Origin of the sequence: Streptomyces sp. LMG1-1-1.1 (genome assembly GCF_040815545.1) — a bacterium.
Lineage (GTDB): Bacteria > Actinomycetota > Actinomycetes > Streptomycetales > Streptomycetaceae > Streptomyces.
In genome coordinates, this window is sequence record NZ_JBFPNH010000026.1 from 1 (window position 1) to 16476 (window position 16476).

At 72.4% G+C, this 16476-nt stretch carries 13 protein-coding genes; 4 read left to right on the forward strand and 9 right to left on the reverse strand.

Features of this window, described 5'->3' with window-relative positions:
- Positions 1-526 precede the first annotated feature (526 nt).
- From MRBLMG1_RS15130 to MRBLMG1_RS15140, 3 genes are all read right to left on the reverse strand, one after another.
- Entirely contained in the window at positions 527-3109 is a 2583-nt protein-coding gene (locus MRBLMG1_RS15130) for a bifunctional FO biosynthesis protein CofGH (RefSeq protein WP_367824517.1), read from the reverse strand.
- A gap of 95 nt (positions 3110-3204) precedes the next feature.
- Positions 3205-4035 carry an LLM class F420-dependent oxidoreductase gene (locus MRBLMG1_RS15135; RefSeq protein WP_367824518.1) on the reverse strand — a complete coding sequence of 277 codons (831 nt, stop codon included), beginning with the start codon at positions 4033-4035 and terminating at the stop codon, positions 3205-3207.
- Between the two features lie 182 nt (positions 4036-4217).
- Positions 4218-4892: a hypothetical protein gene (locus tag MRBLMG1_RS15140; protein ID WP_367824519.1), complete on the reverse strand. Its 675-nt coding sequence runs from the start codon at positions 4890-4892 to the stop codon at positions 4218-4220.
- Positions 4893-5005: 113 nt separating this feature from the next.
- Between MRBLMG1_RS15140 and MRBLMG1_RS15145 the strand changes: the two genes are divergently transcribed.
- From MRBLMG1_RS15145 to MRBLMG1_RS15160, 4 genes are all read left to right on the forward strand, one after another.
- Complete coding sequence (locus MRBLMG1_RS15145) at positions 5006-5773, forward strand: GNAT family N-acetyltransferase (protein ID WP_367824520.1); 768 nt, start codon at positions 5006-5008, stop codon at positions 5771-5773.
- A gap of 131 nt (positions 5774-5904) precedes the next feature.
- Entirely contained in the window at positions 5905-6375 is a 471-nt protein-coding gene (locus MRBLMG1_RS15150) for a carboxymuconolactone decarboxylase family protein (protein ID WP_367824521.1), read from the forward strand.
- Positions 6376-6509: 134 nt separating this feature from the next.
- Positions 6510-6968: a carboxymuconolactone decarboxylase family protein gene (locus MRBLMG1_RS15155; protein ID WP_367824522.1), complete on the forward strand. Its 459-nt coding sequence runs from the start codon at positions 6510-6512 to the stop codon at positions 6966-6968.
- Positions 6969-7017: 49 nt separating this feature from the next.
- Positions 7018-7233 carry a hypothetical protein gene (locus MRBLMG1_RS15160; RefSeq protein WP_367824523.1) on the forward strand — a complete coding sequence of 72 codons (216 nt, stop codon included), beginning with the start codon at positions 7018-7020 and terminating at the stop codon, positions 7231-7233.
- A 124-nt stretch (positions 7234-7357) separates the two neighbouring features.
- On the opposite strand, the gene MRBLMG1_RS15165 is transcribed toward MRBLMG1_RS15160, so the two are convergent.
- The 6 genes from MRBLMG1_RS15165 to MRBLMG1_RS15190 all read right to left on the reverse strand — a co-directional run bounded on the left by MRBLMG1_RS15165 (position 7358) and on the right by MRBLMG1_RS15190 (position 16447).
- Positions 7358-8923, reverse strand: coding sequence for an APC family permease (locus MRBLMG1_RS15165; RefSeq protein ID WP_367824524.1), 1566 nt, complete (start codon positions 8921-8923; stop codon positions 7358-7360).
- Positions 8924-9207: 284 nt separating this feature from the next.
- Positions 9208-10662, reverse strand: coding sequence for an aldehyde dehydrogenase family protein (locus MRBLMG1_RS15170; RefSeq protein WP_367824621.1), 1455 nt, complete (start codon positions 10660-10662; stop codon positions 9208-9210).
- Positions 10663-10804: 142 nt separating this feature from the next.
- The gene (locus tag MRBLMG1_RS15175; RefSeq protein WP_367824525.1) at positions 10805-12538 is read right to left on the reverse strand and encodes an N-acyl-D-amino-acid deacylase family protein; all 1734 of its coding nucleotides are present in this window, start codon (positions 12536-12538) and stop codon (positions 10805-10807) included.
- A gap of 974 nt (positions 12539-13512) precedes the next feature.
- A complete protein-coding gene (locus tag MRBLMG1_RS15180; RefSeq protein WP_367824526.1) occupies positions 13513-14637 on the reverse strand; it encodes an LLM class flavin-dependent oxidoreductase in 1125 nt (374 codons plus the stop codon).
- 113 nt (positions 14638-14750) lie between these two features.
- On the reverse strand, positions 14751-15512 hold the full coding sequence (locus tag MRBLMG1_RS15185; protein ID WP_367824527.1) for an SDR family NAD(P)-dependent oxidoreductase: 762 nt from the start codon (positions 15510-15512) through the stop codon (positions 14751-14753).
- 14 nt (positions 15513-15526) lie between these two features.
- Positions 15527-16447 (reverse strand): TIGR03619 family F420-dependent LLM class oxidoreductase, encoded by a 921-nt coding sequence (locus MRBLMG1_RS15190; protein WP_367824528.1) that lies wholly within the window; start codon positions 16445-16447, stop codon positions 15527-15529.
- Positions 16448-16476 lie beyond the last annotated feature (29 nt).

Consider the following 16476-nt stretch of genomic DNA (forward strand, 5'->3'; position numbering starts at 1 on the left):
CCCCGGCCCACCCCCGTGTGGGCAATCGTCCCGCTGGGGCGGGACGGGTGGGCACACGGGACGGCGCCCTCGGCGGCGCCTCCGCCCCCCGCACCTACCCGCACCCATACGAACCCGCACCAGTGGTGCGGGTTCAGGCGCGGAAGCCTAGGCCCGGCAAGGGGCGCCGTTCCGTTGTGCCCACCCGTTCCGCCCCAGCGGAACGAATGCCCACAACGAGGGTGGGCGCCATCCGTTGCGCACACAGCGAGGGGCGCCGGGGTCGGTGCCGTCTGTTGCGCCCGCAACGAGGGGGGCCGGAGTGGGCGCAACGGACGGCGCCCCCAACGAGGGGGGGCCGGAGTGGGCGCAACGGACGGCGCCCCCAACGAGGGGGGCCGGGGTGGGCGCAACGGACGGCGGCCGAAACGACGGGGGAAGGGGTGGGCTTCCGTTGCGCCCCACAACCGGGGGCCGGAGGCGCGAGGTCCGTTGGGCCCGGAGGCGGGATTAGGTCCGCGGTGGGGAGGGCCGCAACGGGGGGCGGTTAGTTCTGGGTGAGGGGGAGGAGGGTGGGGAGGTGGCCGTCGGAGGCGCGGGCGGTGTGTTGGCGTTCGGGGGAGACGTCGCCGTAGAGGGTGGTGCGGGGCTTGGCGGGGCGGCCGGCGGCGGCGGCGATGGCTTCGAGGTCGCGGATGGAGCGGTAGGAGCCGTAGCTGGAGCCGGCCATGCGGGAGATGGTCTCTTCCATGAGGGTGCCGCCGAGGTCGTTGGCGCCGGAGCGGAGCATCTCGGCGGCGCCGTCGGTGCCGAGCTTGACCCAGCTGGTCTGGATGTTGGGGATGTGGGGGTGGAGGAGGAGGCGGGCCATGGCGATGACGGCGCGGTTGTCGCGGGTGGTGGGGCCGGGGCGGGCGATGCCGGCGAGGTAGACGGGGGCGTTGGTGTGGATGAAGGGGAGCGTGACGAACTCGGTGAAGCCACCGGTCTCCTGCTGGATGCGGGAGAGGGTGCGGAAGTGGCCGAGCCAGTGGCGGGGCTGGTCGACGTGGCCGTACATCATGGTGGAGGAGGAGCGGATGCCCAGTTCGTGGGCGGTGGTGATGACCTCGATCCAGGTGGCGGTGGGGAGCTTGCCCTTGGTGAGGACCCAGCGGACCTCGTCGTCGAGGATCTCGGCGGCGGTGCCGGGGATGGAGTCGAGCCCGGCTTCCTTGGCGGCCGTGAGCCATTCGCGGAGGGAGAGGCCGGTGCGGGTGGCGCCGTTGACGACCTCCATCGGGGAGAAGGCGTGGACGTGCATGCCGGGGACGCGCTTCTTCACGGCGCGCGCGATGTCGAAGTAGGCGGTGCCGGGGAGGTCGGGGTGGATGCCGCCCTGCATGCAGACTTCGACGGCGCCGACGTCCCAGGCCTGTTCGGCGCGGTCGGCGACCTGGTCGAGGGAGAGGGTGTAGGCGTCGGCGTCGGTGCGCCGCTGGGCGAAGGCGCAGAAGCGGCAGCCGGTGTAGCAGACGTTGGTGAAGTTGATGTTCCGGGTGACGATGTACGTCACGTCGTCGCCGGAGACCGACTTCCGTACGTCGTCGGCGACCGCGCAGAGCGCGTCGAGGGCGGGCCCGTCGGCGTGCAGCAGGGCGAGGGCCTGGGCGTCGGTGAGCTTGGTCGGGTCGTCGGCGGCGACGGCGAGGGCCTCGCGGACGTCGGCGTCGACCCGTTCGGGGACCATGCCGGGTGCGGCGGCCTCGCGCAGCGACTCCCAGTCGCCGTAGACCTCGTCGAAGTCGTCGCGGCGGTCGTGGGTGCGGCCGGTGGTGTCGATGGTGCGGTGCAGGTCGGTGCGGCCGGCGGCGGTGAACGCCTCGTCGGGCTCCTGCCAGGGCAGGCCGCGCACGGGCGCGTCGGGGTTCGCGAGGCCGGTCTCGGGGTCGGCGAGGGCCCGCACGTGCGGGAGGAGCCGGGGGTCGAGCCAGGGTTCCCCCCGGGTGACGAACTCGGGGTAGACGCAGAGCCGTTCGCGCAGTTCGAAGCCGGCGGCGGAGGACCGTGCGGCGAGCTCCTCGATCCCGGGCCAGGGGCGCTCGGGGTTGACGTGGTCGATGGTGAGCGGCGAGACGCCGCCCCAGTCGTCGATGCCGGCGGCGATGAGCCGCTCGTACGCGGAGTCGACGAGGTTCGGCGGGGCCTGGAGGCAGGCGGACGGCCCCATGATGAGCCGGGCGACGGCGACGGTGGCGACGAGGTCGTCGAGTTCGGCGTCGGGCATGCCGCGCATCGCCGTGTCCGGCTTGGCGCGGAAGTTCTGGATGATCAGTTCCTGGATCGAGTGGTACGCGCGTGCCACGCGCCGCAGCGCGAACAGCGACTCGGCCCGCTCCTCCAGGGTCTCCCCGATGCCGAGCAGCAGCCCCGAGGTGAAGGGGACGGAGGACCGGCCGGCGTCCTCGAGGACCCGCAGCCGCACCGCCGGCTCCTTGTCGGGGGACCCGTAGTGGGGGCCGCCGGGCTCCGACCACAGTCGGGTCGCGGTCGTCTCCAGCATCATGCCCATGGACGGCGCGACGGGCTTGAGGCGCTGGAAGTCGGTCCAGGACAGCACGCCGGGGTTGAGGTGGGGCAGCAGCCCCGTCTCCTCCAGGATGCGGATCGCCATGGCGCGTACGTACGCGATGGTGTCGTCGTATCCGTGCGCGTCGAGCCACTCGCGGGCCTCGGGCCAGCGGTCCTCGGGCTTGTCGCCGAGGGTGATCAGGGCTTCCTTGCAGCCGAGTTCCGCGCCGCGCCGGGCGATGTCGAGGACCTCGTCCGGGGACATGAACATCCCGTGGCCGTCCCTGCGGAGCTTCCCGGGGACGGTCACGAAGGTGCAGTAGTGGCACTTGTCCCGGCAGAGCCGGGTGAGGGGTATGAACACGCTCTTCGAGTACGTGATGACTCCGGGCCGCCCGGCCGCCTCCAGGCCCGCGTCGCGCACCCGGCCGGCGGAGGCCACCAGGTCCGTCAGGTCGTCGCCGCGTGCCCGCAGCAGCACGGCCGCCTCGGTCACGTCGAGCGCGACCCCGTCCCTGGCCCGCTTGAGGGCGCGTCGCATGGCGTTCTCGGTGGGGCGGGCTGCCTGCTGATCAGTCATGAACCGAGCATACGAGCGGGTGGGGCGGTGGGTGTTCGAGTCTTCCCAGGAAGCGGGCCGCTCCCCTGCCTCGTCGGCCGCCCCTCCCCGCCCCATCAGAGGTACCGGACGTACGCGTCGAGGGTGCGCAGCACCTCGGGCTCGTCTCCCGGGGGCAGTTGGAGGACGACCTCCTCGCAGCCGAGTTCGGCGTAGTGGGCGAGTTTGCCCGGGTTGGGGAGGACGGCGTACGGGACGAGCCGGAGGGCCTTCGGGTCACGGCCCGCCGCCTCCCACGCCGCGCGCAGCACCGGGAGGGACTCCGTCAGGCCCCGGCCGCCGATCGGCATCCAGCCGTCCGCGCACTCGGCGATCCGGGCGAAGAGCTTGGGGCCCGCCGCGCCGCCCAGGAGGATGCGGGGTGCGCCGCCGGCCGGCTTGGGCCAGACCTCCGACGCGCGTACGGAGTCGCCGGACGCGGCCTCGTACGCCGTGGGTTCCGGTGCCCACAGGGCCCTCATGAGGGCCAGCCGGTCGTGGGTGAGGCCCCGCCGGGTGGACCAGTCGACACCGTGGTCGGCCGCCTCCTCCCGGTTCCAGCCGTAGCCGAGGCCGAGGGTGAAGCGGCCGCCGGAGAGGTGGTCGAGGGTGGCGATCTGTTTCGCGAGGGCGATCGGGTCGTGCTCGGCGAGCAGCGTCACGCCGGTGCCGAGGCCGAGCCGTTCGGTGACGGCCGCGGCCTGGCCGAGCGCCACGTACGGGTCGAGGAGGCGGGCGTACTCCCGGGGCAGCTCGCCGCCCGCCGGGTAGGGCGTGGCCCTTTCGACCGGGATGTGGGTGTGCTCGGGGAGATAGAGCCCGGCGAACCCGCGCTCTTCGAGCTCGCGCGCCAGCCGCACCGGGGTGATGGTCTCGTCGGTCAGGAAGATCGTGGTCGAGATCCGCATAGCCGCACGGTAGGGCGTGGGCCCGCGAATTCCGAGGGCTTCGACGCGCCGGGCGTTCCGGGGGTCACGGCTCGCCGGGCGTTCCGGGGGTTACGACGCGGCGGACGCCGGGGGCGGGCCGGGTCGTGGGGTCGGCCGGGCGGGCGTCCCGGACTGACCGGGCGGGGGACGCCGCCCCCGCGTCAGCGGGCCCGGTTTACGGCTCGCTGCTGCCCCGCGAGGTCGCCGTACCCGCCGTGTTCCCAGACCTTCTCGCGAAAGCGCTGGAGGGTGAGCGGGGTGCGGTCCTCGCCGGGGACGCCTTCGAAGTGGACGGTGCCGCAGCGGTGGCAGTACCAGCCCCGCGCCCAGAGTTCCTCTGCGTGGTGGCGGCGGCGGGTGATCCGGGCGAACGCGGACCGGCGCCGTGCCACGACGGCGAAGACGAGGACGGCGGCGAGCAGGGCGAGGGCCGAGATCCAGCCCAGGAAGGCGTAGGACGGCGGGGGTTCGGGGGGCTGGACCGCCGGTATGCCCTGCCAGTAGTCGGGCACGCCCGATGGCTCGCTCCCGGCGGCCTCGCTCCCGGGCTCGTCCGCGAACCACTTGCCGCCGAGGGCCCCGCCGAGGAAGGTGCCGACGGAGACGGCCACGGCGAGGAGGCCGAGGCAGCTGATCGCGTACGTCGGCGGCTCGGGCACCGGCGCGAGGGCGTCGGAGAGGCCGGTGCTCACCGTCCGCGTCACGGTCCGCATGTCGCCGTCGCTGTCGCGTTCCCGGCTGGTGACGGCGTTCCGGCCCGCGAGGTAGACGGCGGGCACGGCCTGCACCAGGTCCTCTCGGTCGCAGCCCGGACAGGTGTGCGTCGTACGACTCATGGCTCCCCCTCTTTCCGCCTGCACTCCGTGACGGGATCATGCCATCGGCCGGTTCCCGCGGGTGCACCCGAAATCCGCCTGCGCGTACCGCCGTCGCCCCCTACCGTGGCCGGGTGCTGAAGCAAATCGAGACGTACTACGACGCCGTCACCCGCCCCTCCTCCCGTGTCGAGGACTTCGGGCCTCTCACCCTCTTCGTCCAGGCGGGCGACGGCTGGCCCTATTACGCGCGCCCGACCCTCGGGCACGAGGGCGAGGTGGCCGTCGAGGCGGTGGAGGCCGTACGGGCGCGGCAGCGGGAGCTGGGAGTGCCCGAGGCGTTCGAGTGGGTGGCGGAGACGACGCCGGGGCTGCGGGCGGCCGTCGAGGCGACCGGGCTCACCGTGCACGAGCACCCGCTGATGGTCCTGGAGGGCGACGGGCTCACCGTGCCGGCGCCCGAGGGCGTCACGGTTCGGATGGTGGGCGCGGACGACGCCGCTCTGGAGACGGCCGTCGCCGCCCCGTTCGCGGCCTTCGGCATGCCGCCGATGCCGGGCGCCGCCGACCGGGTCGCCCACCGGATCACGGCCGGACTCACCCGGCTCGCCGCGGCCCTCGACTCCGCGGGCCACGCCCTGTCGGCCGGCCAGCACCAGCCCGTCGGCGCGGTCTCCGAGGTCGTCGGCGTCGGCACCGTCCCGGCGGCGCAGCGACGCGGCCTCGGCCTCGCGGTCACGGCCGCCCTGGTCGCGGACGCCCGCGCCGACGGCACGGACCTCGTGTTCCTGACGGCCTCGGACGTGGACGTGGCCCGGCTCTACGGCCGGCTGGGCTTCCGGACGATCGCCACCGCCCTCATCGCGGAGGCGGAGCCGGAGCAGGACTCCGAGACCACATAAGCGCAGGTCGGAGCCCTGTGACCGGCTCGCGGAAAATTTCTTCGGAAAAAGTTCTCCCGAGCCGTCACATTCGCCTCGCGTGCTCCGTCAGTGCTGTGAAAGCGACGAACGAGAGACGCTGAGGAGCGATCATGGCGCTGCACGAGCCCAAGGCCCGCATGACGAACCCCGCCTACGTCCTGGCCGACGCCGCCCCGGCGATCATGAACCTGGTGAAGGCCTCCCGTCAGGGCGGGGTCGACGAGACCATCCTTGAGCTCGTGCACCTGCGGGCCAGCCAGATCAACAACTGCGGCTTCTGCGTCGACTTCGGCGCGAAGAGCGCCAAGAAGGCCGGCGTCAGCGACGAGAAGCTGTTCGCCGTCGCCGCGTGGCGCGAGGCGCCGTTCTTCTCCGACGAGGAGCGCGCGGCCCTCGCGCTCGCCGAGGCCGCGACCCGGCTCGCCGACGCCTCGGACGCCGTGCCGGACGAGGTGTGGGACGAGGCCGCCGACCACTTCGACGAGAAGCAGCTCGCCTCGATCGTGCTGACCGTCGGCGTCACCAACCTCTTCAACCGGCTCAACGTCACCGTCCGGCAGCCGGCCGGCGTGGCCCCGTAACCGGCCACCGGCCCCAGCAGCATCGCTTCCCGCACTCCGTACCTCGCAGCCGTGGCTACGGCCGTACCCGTCGCCGTAGCCACAGCCGTAGCCGTACCCGTAGCCGTACCCCGACGCATTCCAAGGAGCTCACCATGGCCGCTCGTATGCCGAACCCCGCCGTCGTCCTGTCCGACGTCGGCCCCGCGATCTTCCAGCTGATCAAGGCCGTCCAGTCGGGCAGCGACGTGCCGGCCAGCACGCTGGACCTGATCCACCTGCGGGCCAGCCAGATCAACAACTGCGGGTTCTGCGTGGTCGGCGGAGCGCAGAAGGCGCAGAAGGACGGCGAGACCGACGAGCGGCTGCACGCCGTGGCGGCCTGGCGGGAGACCCCGTACTTCACCGACGCGGAGCGGGCGGCCCTGGCCCTGGCCGAGCACGCGACGCGGCTCGCGGACCGTCCGGACGCCGTGCCGGACGCGGTGTGGGAGGAGGCCGCGCGCCACTACAACGAGCAGCAGCTCGCGCAGATCGTGGCGTGGCTCGGGGTCACGAACCTGTTCAACCGGCTCAACGCGACGACCAGGCAGCCGGCGGGCCAGTCCTGGTAAGTCGCCGCGCGGCAGTAACCGGATCCAGGGCGTCCGCGTTGGTGCGGTCATGAAGAGGATCCTCACCGCAGCCGCCCTGTCCTGTCTCGCCGCGGCGGGCGCCGTCTCCGCCGCCGGGACCGCCACCGCCGACACCGGCGGGATGAACCTGCCGTCGGTCGTTCCGCTCAGCGGCGTCCTGACCCCCAAGGCGAAGCCGGCCGGCACCCCTGACCTGCCGCCCGCCAACGCGGCGGTGGAACGCCTGCTTCCCGGGCACCACTGAGCGGCGGCAGCAGCCGCGACACCGGTTCCGGTGTCGGTACGCGAGAACGAACGAAGGCGACGGGACCCCCCACGGGCCCGCCGCCTTCGCGTTTTCGGGTGACTCGGAAGTCAGGGGCGCGCGGTCAGTCGGCGACGACCAGCGACGGGGTCTCCTTCGTCAGGATCTCGCCGCGGAAGAAGGCCGGGCTCCTGCGCTGCATGACCAGCATGATCACGACGCCGAGGAGCAGCAGGCCGACGGCGATCACGAAGACCGAGCCGACGCCGAGGACGGAGGAGCCGGAGCCGTAGGCCGGGTCCCACATGTCGTACAGCGTCTTGCCGAAGACGGCGGTGAGCATGAGGCCCCCGAGCGCCGGCAGGAGGCCCTTGAACGCGAGGTCGCGGGCCGAGCGGAAGAGCTCGCCGCGGAAGTACCAGACGCAGGCGAAGGCCGTCAGGGCGTAGTAGAAGCAGATCATCAGGCCGAGGGCGTAGATGGTGTCGACCAGGACGTGCTCGCTGACCAGGGTCATCACGGTGTAGAAGGCGCCGGTGGCGACGCCCGCGACGACGGTGGCCTTGCCGGGGGTCTTGAAGACCGGGTGGACCTTGGTGAAGGACTTCGGCAGCGCCTCGTACGTGGACATCGCGAGCACCGTGCGGGCGACCGGGATGAAGGTCGTCTGCAGGCTCGCGGCCGCCGAGGCGAGGACCGCGACGAAGAGCAGGATGCCGAGCGTGGGGCCCATGACGGGGCCCGCGAGGGCGGCGAAGACGTTGTCGGAGGTCTCCGGGTTGGCGAGGCCGAGGCCCTGGTCGCCGGAGCCGACGACCATCTGGGCGGCGATGCCGGTGGCGAGGTACGAGCCGACCAGGACGACCATCGCGATGAGGGCGGCGCGGCCGGGGGTCTTCGCGCTGCCGGTGGTCTCCTCGTTGGACGCCATGCAGGCGTCCCAGCCCCAGTACATGAAGATCGACAGCGAGAGTCCGGCGGTGAAGGCCGCGAAGGACTGCACCGCGAAGGGGTTCATCCAGGACCAGGAGAAGTCGACCGAGGTCTCGAAGGAGCCGGCCTTCGACAGGGCCATCACCACGAACAGCGCGAGGACGACGAGCTGGAGGCCGACGAGGGTGTACTGGAGGCCCTTGGTGGCGGTCATGCCGCGGTAGCTGATCGCGGTGGCGACGGCGATGAGCGTCAGGCAGGTGAGGATGTGGACGGCTTTGTTGTCGTCCAGGGCGGCGACGGAGTCGCTGCCGGTGATCTCGCCCGCGAGGAGCCAGAAGTAGGAGGTCGCGACGCCGGCCAGGTTGGACAACACGATGATCGTCGCGATGACCAGGCCCCAGCCGCACATCCAGCCGATCTTGGGCCCGAAGGCCTTCACGGTCCAGGTGAACGAGGTGCCGCAGTCGGGCATGACCTTGTTGAGCTCCCGGTACGCGAAGGCGACGAGGAGCATCGGGAGGAAGCCCGCGAGGAAGATGGCGGGCATCTGGAGGCCGACCTCGCCGGCCGTGGAGCCGAGGGTGGAGGTCAGGCAGTAGACGGGGGCGACGGTCGAGATGCCGATGACGGCGCTGCCGAGGAGGCCGACGGAGTTCCCGCCGAGTCCCTTGGTGCGCACAGCGGGGGTGCCGCCCGGGACGTCGACGCCCCTTACCGTGTCCCCGGCCTGGGGCCGGTCATCCACCTGAGTCATGAACTCGACGTTAAATGCTGCGGTTTCCACATCCGGAAGATCGGACTCCGCTCATTTGATCGATCATCGCCTTGCATTGAGTGGGTCGACTCGGGCCATCGCCAATGATTGAAAGATCGACCACTGTGACGGACCGACCAACTGGTAGGTCCGTCGTCGAGTGTCCGATATGCGGGAACCGCAGCCATGCCCCGAATGTCCGGTTTGAAATTTTCCCGTGCGTTTTCGGAGAGGCTTCTCACCCCGGTCGGCGGCGGGTCGTGACCCCGGTCGCCGGCCGGTCGTCACCCCGGCCAGACGACCGCCTGCAGCTCGCTGTACGCGTGCAGCGCGTACGAGCCCACGTCCCGCCCGACACCGCTCTTCTTGAACCCGCCGAACGGTGCCTCCATGTTCCGTCCGATCGTGTTCACGCCCACCCCGCCGGCCCGCAGCCGGCCCGCGATGCGGAAAGCGCGGGCGACGTCGCCGGACCACACGTAGTCGATCAGGCCGTAGTCGCTGTCGTTGGCCAGCGCGATCCCCTCCTCCTCGTCGTCGAAGGGAACGACCACGACGACCGGGCCGAAGATCTCCTCCCGCACCACCCGCATCTCGTTCGTGCAGTCCGCGAGGAGCGTCGGGGCCACGTAGAAGCCCCGGGCGAAGTCCGGCCGCTCGCCGCCGGCGACGACCCGGGCCCCCTCCTTCCGCCCCAGCTCGACGTACGACTCCACCCGGTCGCGGTGGGCCGCCGAGATCACCGGGCCGACGACCGTGCCCTGAGCCGCCGGATCCCCCACCTTCATGAAGGCCAGATAGCCGGTCAGCTTCTCGATCAGCCGCTCGTAGATCCCGCGCTGCGCGAGCACCCGCGTCGGAGCCGTACAGATCTGCCCGCTGTAGAAGGCGAACGTCGTCCCGATGCCCATCACCGCCGCGTCCAGATCGGCGTCGTCGAAGACGAGCGCGGCGCCCTTCCCGCCCAGCTCCATCAGCTGCCGCTTGAGCGAACGGCCGCAGACCTCGCCGATCGCCTGCCCGACGGCCGTGGAGCCGGTGAACGACACCATGTCGACGTCCGGGGAGTCGACGGCCGCCTCGCCCACGGCCTGCGCCGAGCCGGTGACGACGTTCACGACCCCCGCCGGGACCCCGGCCTCCGCCAGGGCGCGGGTCATCGCGTACACGGAGAGCGGGTCCTGCGGGGCCGGCTTCACGAGGACCGTGTTGCCCATCGCGAGCGCCGGGGCGATCTTGCCGGCCGGATTGGCCCAGGGGTTGTTGTACGAGGTGATGCAGGTGACCACGCCGACCGGGCGCCGTACGGCCACCGCCCCGAACACCCCGGCCTTCCCCATCGGCCCGGCCTCGTTGATCTGCGGCGGCAGCGCCTGCTCGACCGGCTCCATCGCGCCCCGCGCGTACCGCCGGAAGCGGGACGCGCCCACCGCGACCTGCATCCCGCGGGCCGTGCCGGTGGTGGCACCGGTCTCGGCACGCGCGAGGAGCGTGTTCGCGTCGGCGTCCCTCGCCATCAGGTCAGCGGCCCGGTCGAGGATCGCCGCCCGCTCCTCCGGCTTCGTCCGGGACCAGGACCCGAAGGCCTCACGGGCCGCGGCCGCCGCCTCGTACACCTGCCGCCTGCTCGCCTCCGGCGCCAGGCCGACGACCTCCTCCGACGCCGGGTCGATCACCTCGTAGTGGCCGCCGTCCGGCTCGACCCACTCGCCGCCGATGAAGAGCCGCTCGGCCCGCACGCTCCCGGTCCCCGCCTTCCCGGTCGTCACCTGGTCCCCGCCTTCCCGGTCCCCACGTCCCCGGTCGCCGCCCTCCGGGTCCCCGCCCTCCGGGTCCCCGCCTTCCCGGTCCTCACCGTCCCGGTCCTCACCGTCCCGGTCGTCACTTGGTGCTCACCGTCCTCGTGTCACGGCCCGAGCGCAGTACGCGCCCGGGGATCGCGCCGGTCACCTCGTCGTCCCGTACGGTCTCCACGCCGTTGACCCGCACCGACACGACGCCGACCGCGCGCGAGTCGAGCCGAGGGCTGTCCCCCGGCAGGTCGTGCACGAGCGTCGCCGGGCCCGCGTCGATCCGCTCGGGATCGAAGAGGACCAGGTCGGCGTGGAAGCCCTCCGCTATACGGCCCCGCTCCCGCAGACCGAACAGCCGGGCCGGATCGTCGCTGAGCATCTTCACCGCCCGCTCCAGCGGCACCAGCTTGCGGCCGCGCAGGCAGTCGCCGAGGAAGCGGGTCGTGTACGGGGCCCCGCACATCCGGTCCAGGTGCGCGCCGGCGTCCGAGCCGCCGAGCAGCACGTCCTCGTGCTCCCACGTCTCCCGGCGCAGCGCCCACGACGCCGGGTCGTTGTCGCTGGGCATCGGCCACAGCACGGTCCTCAGGTCGTCGTTGGCGCAGATCTCGACCAGGCACTGGAACGCGTCCTGCCCTCGCTCGGCGGCGATGTCCCGCACCACACGGCCGGTCAGCCCCTCGTTCTCCCGGCTGTACGTGTCCCCGATGACGTACCGGCCGAAGTGCGCGAGCCGCCGGAAGACGCCCGCCTCCTTCGAGTCCGCGCGCCGCAGCATCCCGGCCCGCACCTCCGGGTCGCGGAGCTTCGCGATCCGCTCGGGGACGGGGAGGGCGAGGATCTCGCCCCAGCCGGGGATCAGGTTGAGCGCGCAGAACGTGCCGAGCGACATGTTCATGGGCGTGAGGATCGGCATCGTGAGCGCCACGATCCGGCCACCCGACTTACGGGCCCGCTCCGACGCGGTCAGCTGGCGCGGGACCCGCTCGGGCACGGCCGAGTCGATCGTCAGCACGTTCCAGTTGAGCGGTCGCCCCGCGGCGGCCGTCATCTCCACGAACAGCTCGATCTCCTCGTCCGAGAACTGGTCGAGGCAGCCCGCGAGGATCGCCTCCAGCTGCGTGCCCTCGTGCTCGCCCACCGCCCTCGACAGGGCGATCAGCTCCGCGGGCGTGGCATGACGGGACGCGACGGGCTCGCCGGCGCCGTCGGAGTGCGTCGAGGACTGCGTGGTGGACAGCCCCCACGCCCCCGCCGCCATGGCCTCCTTGAGCAGGGCCACCATCTGTTCCAGCTGCTCGGGCGTCGGCTGCCCGCCGACGGCGTCCGCGCCCATCACGTACCGGCGCAGCGCGCAGTGCCCGACCATGAAGCCCGCGTTGACGGCGATCCGACCGTCGAGCGCGTCGAGGTACTCGGCGAACGACGACCAACTCCAGTCGACGCCGTCCTCCAGGGCCTTGAGGGCCATCCCCTCGACCTTCGACATCATCCTCCGGGTGTAATCGGCGTCCTCCGGCCGGTCCGGATGCAGCGGCGCCAGCGTGAACCCGCAGTTCCCGCCCGCGACCGTCGTCACCCCGTGGTTCATCGACGGCGTCGCGTACGGGTCCCAGAACAGCTGGGCGTCGTAATGCGTGTGCGGATCGACGAAGCCCGGCGCCAGCACCAGGCCCGTGGCGTCCTCGCTCGTCCGGGCCTCGGCACCCGCGCCCGCCTCCGCGAACGTGATGCGCCCGTCCCTTATCCCCACGTCGGCGACGAAGGCCGGGCCGCCCGTGCCGTCGACGACGGTGGCGCCCTTGATCAAGTGGTCCAGCATGACGGTCCCTCTCCTCGCGTCGGACGCGGACGTACGTGTGCCCCGGACCGGAGGCCGCCGCGGGGGGCCTCCGGCCGGGGCCTCTACGGGAACGGCGGTCCGGGAAGACACCGCCCCGCGCTCCTCTCCCCCACCTCCCCCTCCACGGGCCCCGCCCGCCGCGGGCCACCCCACCGGGCCTGCACCCGCCCGCCGCGGGCCCCGCCCCACCGGGCCTGCCCCTGCCCGAGGGCCCCGCCCCACCGGGCCTGCCCCTGCCCGTCGAGGGCCCTGCCCCATCGGGTCGGCACCCCCTGTCGAGGGCCCCGCCCCACCGCGGGCCTCCGCCCGCCCCCGTTGCGGGCAACGGACGGCTCGGCCCCGGCCCCCTCGTCGTGGGCACAACGGTCGCCCCAGCCCCCCTCGTTGTGGGCAATCGTTCCGCTGGGGCGGAACGGGTGGGCACAACGGAACGGCGCCCCCTGCCGGGCCTAGGCTTCCGCGCCCTAACCCGCACCCCTTCGTGCGACGCCGTATCGGTGCGGGCCAGGGCAGAAGGGGCGGACGCGCCGCCAAGGGCGCCGTCCCGTGTGCCCACCCGTCCCGCCCCGGCGGGACGATTGCCCACACGGCAGTGGGCGACGGGCGCGGCCCGCACGGGGTGGGGCAGCGGGTGCGGGTGCAGCCCGGTAGGTGCGGGCCCGCAGCACAGTGGCGCGGGCACAGCCCGACGGTGCGGGACCACGGTCCGGAGGCGTCGCCCCCGCCCGGAGGCGCCGGCGGCGGCACCGGCCGAGGTACCGGTCGCGTGCCGCGCGACGGGCGCGGCCCGCACGGGGGCACCGGGAGCCCGGGGCCTGGGGCCTGGCCCCCGCGGGGCCAGGCCCCGCGGAAGGCGGGCGCAGGGCCCCGGGCCGAGCCCTGGGGAAAGCGGGCGCAAGGCCCCGGGCCTGGCGCCGGGGGAAGTCCGGGGCAGGGCACCCAAAAGAGGCGGGTCAGGGGGTGGTGGATTGGCGGAAGCGGGTGGTGCGGTGGATGGGGTCGGTGTCGATCTTGGGGATGACGTGTTCGCCGATGAGTTTGATGGAGTTCATGGTGTCCTCGTAGGAGATGCCGATGGGGAGGCCGAAGGAGAGCTGGTCGGCCCCGGCCTGCTCCCAGCGCTTGCACTGGGCGAGGACTTCGGAGGGGTCGCCGCAGATCATGAGCTCTTCTTGGATGAGGAGTTCGATGATCTCGGCGGAGTACTCGGGGAGGAGTTCGGGCCACTCGGGGACGCCTTCGGGCCGGGGGAAGGTGTCGTGGTAGCGGAAGAGGAGGGACTGGAGGTAGTTCAGTCCGCCGCCGACGGCGATCTCGACGGCCTTGTCGTGGGTCTCGGCGCAGATGGCCGTGGAGGTCACCATGACGTTGTCGTTGACGAAGTCGCCGATGGCCTTGGCTTCCTTGATGGCCGTCTTGTACGAGTCGACGACCCACTCCATGTCGGAGACCTTCTGGACGCTGAAGCCGAGGACGCCGAGGCCCTTCTTGGCGGCCATGGCGTAGGAGGAGGGGGACCCTGCGGCGTACCACATGGCGGGGTGGGACTTGCCGTACGGCTTGGGGAGGATCTTGCGGGGCGGGAGTGACCAGTGTTTGCCCTGGAAGCCGGCGTACTCGTCCTGGAGCCACATCTTGGGGAACTCGGCGATGGTCTCTTCCCAGAGTTCCTTGGTGTGGTTCATGTCGGTGATGCCCGGCATGAACCCGAGGATCTCGTGGGAGCCCGCGCCGCGGCCGGAGCCGAACTCGAAGCGGCCGGCGGAGAGGTGGTCGAGCATGGCGACCTTCTCGGCGACCTTGACCGGGTGGTTGACCGGGGCGAGGGGGTTGAAGATGCCGGAGCCGAGGTGGATGCGCTCGGTGGCGTGGGCGAGGTAGCCGAGGTAGACGTCGTTGGCGGAGAGGTGGGAGTACTCCTCCAGGAAGTGGTGCTCGGAGGCCCAGGCGTACTTGAACCCGGACTTGTCCGCCTGGATGACGTACTCGGTCTCCTCCATGAGGGCCTTGTGCTCGGCTTCGGGATCGGTCTCGGCGCGCTTGCCGACGTATCCCTGTACGAAGATCCCGAATTCCAAGGGGGTTCACCGTCCTCTTGTTTCTGACGAACCGTCAGATCTGTGATGTGCCCGACTGTCGCACCGCGGGGCGAGCGCGGTCAATACCCGGCGCCGCACTACCTGATGGCCCGTCAGAAAAGGCTCACACCCGCCAGCCAGCCGCCGTCGATCACGAACGGCTGGCCGGTGATGTACGCCGAGTCGTCCGCGGTCAGGAAGAGCGCCAGGGCCGCCACCTCGTCGGGGCGGCCGATCCGCCCGAGCGGGACGAGCTTGCGGTAGAGCTCGGCGGTGGCCGACGGGTCCACGCCCTCCGGGTTGCTCATCGGGGTGTCGATGGCTCCCGGACAGACCGCGTTCACCCGGATCCCCTTGGCGGCCAGCTCCAGGGCCGCGACCCGGGTGAGCCCGAGGACGGCGTGCTTGGAGGCCGCGTACGCGCCGACCCCGGCCATGCCGGTGAGCCCCGTGTAGGAGGCGGTGTTCACGATGGTGCCGCCGCCGGCCGCCGCGATCTCGGGCGCGACCGTGCGGATGCCGAGGAAGCAGCCGGTCTGGTTGACCGACACGATCGCCTGGAACTCCTCCAGGGGGGTGGAGAGCAGTTCGTTGAAGCGGAGGATGCCGGCGTTGTTCACGAGCCCGTCGATCCTGCCGAACCGGGCCTTGGCGACGGCCACCGCGGCGGCCCACTCCTCCTCGCTGGTGACGTCCAGGTGGACGAAGGCCGCCCGCTCCTCCCCCAGCTCCTTGGCCAGCGCCTCGCCGGCGTCGTCGAGGACGTCCCCGAGGACGACCTTCGCCCCCTCGGCGGCGAAGAGCCGCGCCTCCTGCTCGCCCTGCCCGCGTGCCGCTCCGGTGACGAGGACGACCCGCCCGTCGAGCTTGCCCATGCCTGCCACGCTCCTCAGTTCAGGTGGGGTGCGACCTCCGCGCCGAAGGCCGCCATCTGGTCGATGAGTTCGGTGCGGCTCCGGGACCGGAACCGCACCTGGATCTGGTGGACGCCCATCTCCCCGTACGCCCGCAGGGAGGCGGCGAGCTCCTCCGGCCGGCCGCTCAGGGTCCGCCGGCCGACCTCCCAGCCGGGCGCGCCGACGTACAGCGCCTCGGTGATCGCGCCGACCGTGATCGGCTCCTCGATCCCCGCGTCCGCGCGGACCGCGAGCAGCCGTCCGATCTGGTCGGCGAGCTCGTCCCGCGGGTCGCCCTGCGGCAGCCAGCCGTCCCCCTTGAGTGCCGCCCGGCGCACGGCGGCCGGCGAGGACCCGCCCACCCAGAGCGGGACCCGCTCCTGTGCGGGCCGGGGCAGCTGTCCGAGGTCCTTGAACGCGAACCGCTCCCCCAGGTGCTCGGGGTACTCCTCCGGTCCGAGGGCCGCCCTCAGCGCGTCGACGGTCTCGTCGAGCACCGCGCCCCGGCGCGCGAAGTCCACTCCGAGCGCCTCGAACTCCTCCTGTACGTGCCCGGCGCCGACCCCGAGGACCAGCCGCCCGCCGGAGAGGTGGTCGACCGTCGCGTACGCCTTGGCCGTGACGAGCGGATGCCGCAGTCCGACGACGGCCACGTGGGCGAGGAGCCGGACGCGCTCGGTGGCGGCCGCCAGGAAGGACAGCGTCGCCACCGGGTCGTACCAGACCGTGCTCATCGCCCCGGCCAGCCGCCGGGGGATGGCCACGTGGTCGCAGCTCGCGAGGTAGTCGAACCCGTGCGCCTCGGCGGCGCGGGCCACGGCGAGGAGGTCCGCCGGGCCGGCGGCCGCCTCCCACGGTTCGGCGTAGAGGCCGGACTGCGACTGGACGGGCAGCTGCATCCCGTAGACGACCATGGGAACCCCCTCGATATGACAAACCGTCA

Coding starts and splice junctions, on each gene's coding strand:
- MRBLMG1_RS15130 (WP_367824517.1), bottom strand. CDS start 3,109: ATGACTGATCAGCAGGCAGCCCGCCCCACCGAGAACGCCATGCGACGC.
- MRBLMG1_RS15160 (WP_367824523.1), top strand. CDS start 7,018: ATGAAGAGGATCCTCACCGCAGCCGCCCTGTCCTGTCTCGCCGCGGCG.
- MRBLMG1_RS15135 (WP_367824518.1), bottom strand. CDS start 4,035: ATGCGGATCTCGACCACGATCTTCCTGACCGACGAGACCATCACCCCG.
- MRBLMG1_RS15165 (WP_367824524.1), bottom strand. CDS start 8,923: ATGACTCAGGTGGATGACCGGCCCCAGGCCGGGGACACGGTAAGGGGC.
- MRBLMG1_RS15155 (WP_367824522.1), top strand. CDS start 6,510: ATGGCCGCTCGTATGCCGAACCCCGCCGTCGTCCTGTCCGACGTCGGC.
- MRBLMG1_RS15175 (WP_367824525.1), bottom strand. CDS start 12,538: ATGCTGGACCACTTGATCAAGGGCGCCACCGTCGTCGACGGCACGGGC.
- MRBLMG1_RS15140 (WP_367824519.1), bottom strand. CDS start 4,892: ATGAGTCGTACGACGCACACCTGTCCGGGCTGCGACCGAGAGGACCTG.
- MRBLMG1_RS15150 (WP_367824521.1), top strand. CDS start 5,905: ATGGCGCTGCACGAGCCCAAGGCCCGCATGACGAACCCCGCCTACGTC.
- MRBLMG1_RS15185 (WP_367824527.1), bottom strand. CDS start 15,512: ATGGGCAAGCTCGACGGGCGGGTCGTCCTCGTCACCGGAGCGGCACGC.
- MRBLMG1_RS15190 (WP_367824528.1), bottom strand. CDS start 16,447: ATGGTCGTCTACGGGATGCAGCTGCCCGTCCAGTCGCAGTCCGGCCTC.